3 protein-coding genes and 1 pseudogene are annotated in these 2,974 nt (G+C 33.7%); 3 read left to right on the top strand and 1 reads right to left on the bottom strand.

Translation table 11 applies throughout. The features are described 5' to 3' along the window. Both IDG60_RS22285 and IDG60_RS09870 read left to right on the top strand, forming a co-directional pair. Positions 1-84, top strand: a pseudogene (locus IDG60_RS22285) (hypothetical protein); the annotation flags it as partial. 18 nt (positions 85-102) lie between these two features. Beyond that, entirely contained in the window at positions 103-417 is a 315-nt protein-coding gene (locus IDG60_RS09870; RefSeq protein ID WP_000172535.1) for a hypothetical protein, read from the top strand. 288 nt (positions 418-705) lie between these two features. Here the strand turns inward: IDG60_RS09870 and IDG60_RS09865 are convergent, their stop codons facing one another. Beyond that, a complete protein-coding gene (locus IDG60_RS09865) occupies positions 706-906 on the bottom strand; it encodes a hypothetical protein (protein WP_001797248.1) in 201 nt (66 codons plus the stop codon). Between the two features lie 178 nt (positions 907-1,084). On the opposite strand from IDG60_RS09865, the gene IDG60_RS09860 reads away from it, so the two are divergent. Then, positions 1,085-2,287, top strand: a complete 1,203-nt coding sequence (locus tag IDG60_RS09860; RefSeq protein ID WP_001062984.1) for a GTP-binding protein — start codon at positions 1,085-1,087, stop codon at positions 2,285-2,287. The last annotated feature ends 687 nt before the right edge of the window (positions 2,288-2,974 follow it).

Raw genomic sequence — 2,974 nt, 5'->3', positions numbered from 1 at the left:
AGAAAGCAAGAATGGAAATTAGAAGAATATAAAGAAGACTTAAAAAAGTCTTATGAAAAGCAGTTAGATAAACTAAGTGACTGATAATTTGGAGGAGATTAAATGACTCTAATAGAACCAGATATGAACTTAAGAATGCCAGATATAAGTACTACAGTAGAAACACTTAATCTCATATCTAAAATGGAAGCGCAAAAAGAAAACATTCGTTCAGTTATTGCACCTGAACATAAGCATAAATATAAAGATATTGAAAACGGATTAAAAGGTGAAGAAAAAGTATTGATTGAACAAATGGCGCAGCATTGCGAAGCTTTTAAAGCTAATTTTAAAGGTGCAGCTCAAGGAGACTGGGTTAAAAGTGCAATGTCTGAGATAGACAGTATTAAAGATGATTTGAAAAAAATTAATAGCTAAACTACATATCATACTACTAAATAAAGCGACCAATGTTCAGTATATTCACAACTGACACTAGGCCGCTTCTTTTTAATTTATTTTATTTCCATGTAAAGTAACGCTCTCTTAATCGAAATACCACACTCACAATTGTAAAAACACAACTTAAATTACTGTCCCGCATTAAACATATCTACATTCCAAACAGCAACAACAAAATCCTCAAGTACCAAAAGCTATGACCACTTTATCAAAATCAACGCAAGTTAACCTCTCCCGAACTACCCGCTATAGATCATCATCACCTTACAAACCATAAAGCGCTGCAGTTAAGTATTGAATAGCATAGCCAATTGAAATGAAAATAGCAATCGTTATAATGGCACTACCAATTGTATATAAAGTATGTTTCGTAGATAAACCTTCCGTCTTAGAACCAAAAACACTTAGTAGAATAAATGCAATGCCAATGACATATAAAACTAAAATGACAAATAACATGTTTATACACCTCGATTCTCTTTAGTGAGATATATCTTTGTCTCCATTATAAAGTAAAGTGCTCAATAATTTAATTAAGTATACTATTTTTTTATTATCGAAGATTGCGAAAGAGGAAACGCTCCTATATAATGTAAAACGGAATTATTCCTATTTACAAATAAATTGAAGTGAGGGTATATATATGGCTAAAATTCCAGTTACGGTATTAAGTGGTTATTTAGGCTCGGGGAAAACAACATTGTTAAATCATATTTTACAAAATCGTGAAGGTCGACGTATTGCGGTAATTGTAAATGATATGAGTGAAGTTAATATCGATAAAGATCTTGTCGCAGATGGTGGGGGACTATCGCGTACAGATGAAAAATTAGTCGAACTCTCTAATGGTTGTATCTGTTGTACACTTAGAGATGATTTATTAAAAGAAGTTGAGCGTTTAGTGAAAAAAGGTGGCATCGATCAAATTGTTATTGAGTCAACAGGGATTTCAGAGCCAGTACCTGTTGCACAAACTTTCTCATATATTGATGATGAACTTGGCATTGATCTTACAGCGATTTGCCGTTTAGATACAATGGTTACAGTTGTTGATGCTAACCGCTTCGTACATGACATCAACTCAGAAGATTTATTGATGGATCGTGATCAAAGCGTTGATGAAACAGATGAACGTTCGATTGCTGATTTATTAATTGACCAAGTTGAATTTTGTGATGTATTGATTATTAATAAAATTGATTTAATTAGTGAAGAAGAACTTGCAAAGTTAGAAAAAGTGTTAAGCGCATTGCAACCTATTGCTAAAATTATTAAGACAACAAATTCTGAAGTAGATTTAAAAGAAGTCTTAAATACGCAGCGTTTTGATTTTGAAAAAGCGAGCGAGTCAGCAGGATGGATCAAAGAACTTGAGTCGGGTGGTCATGCATCGCATACGCCTGAAACAGAAGAATATGGCATATCATCATTTGTATATAAACGTCGTCTACCTTTCCATGCTAAAAGGTTCAATGATTGGTTAGAAAGCATGTCAAATAATGTCGTTCGATCAAAAGGTATCGTATGGTTAGCACAATACAATCATGTAGCATGTTTATTATCTCAAGCAGGGTCATCTTGCAATATTCACCCAGTTACATATTGGGTGGCTAGTATGTCTGAAGCGCAACAAACACAAATATTAGCAGAACGTCAAGATGTCGCAGCTGAATGGGATCCAGAATATGGCGATCGTCATACACAATTTGTCATTATTGGTACAGAATTAGATGAAGAAAAATTAACAAAAGAACTCGATGCATGCTTAGTCAATGCGCAAGAAATTGATGCAGATTGGCAACAATTTGAAGATCCATATCAATGGCAAATTAGACCAGCACGATAAGTTGAATGAAGTATAATCATTTTTGAATTGTGGCTTAATTGTTTGCAATTTATGACAATTAATAAAAAGTTAAGATGTTCTTAGGAACTTTTTGTTTTCAATCTATCTAAAGTGTGATAGTTTTGATAAAGCAGAAATTTGCATTTTATCCATAGGGCTAGGACATGTATGTGTCTTAGTCCTTTTTATATTTGCGTTGATGAAAAATGATAAAACCATCGTACCAACTGTTAATTGAAAGTACAATTATTGTTTAACGGTCATAAAAATGAGTGAAGTAATTGCAGCTATCAATGTACTATTACTGCTTACAGTCACACGAGTGTTTCAGACTAAACGTGCAACGAAATTCTGCACGCGGCCAATATATCTTGCGCCAGATCAAGAAGATCATTAAGATTTCGCACGCCAAATCATGAATGTCTTAGACTTCGAGTATCAAACATAAAACACGCCACAAAAATATAACGCGTCAGACTACAAAGATCACGAATATTCCTTACGTACCACCAAGAACATCCTATACAAAAAATACCAAGACCATTTATTTGCAACAAACAAACAAGACTCACCTCACATCAATAAATCAACACAAAGCAAAGCCACCATCCCTATTGGTATAGTGGCCTGAGAATTTTAAGTATTCAATTCGCTTAAATTATTTTGCGAAAATGTCGATAATTGCTT

The organism is Staphylococcus sp. EG-SA-2, from assembly GCF_017152085.1.
This window is presented reverse-complemented; position numbering and strand designations above follow the sequence as displayed.

Bases quoted from the DNA above. Each gene is read 5' to 3' on its own strand.
- IDG60_RS09870 (WP_000172535.1), top strand. From the start codon at position 103: ATGACTCTAATAGAACCAGATATGAACTTAAGAATGCCAGATATAAGT.
- IDG60_RS09860 (WP_001062984.1), top strand. From the start codon at position 1,085: ATGGCTAAAATTCCAGTTACGGTATTAAGTGGTTATTTAGGCTCGGGG.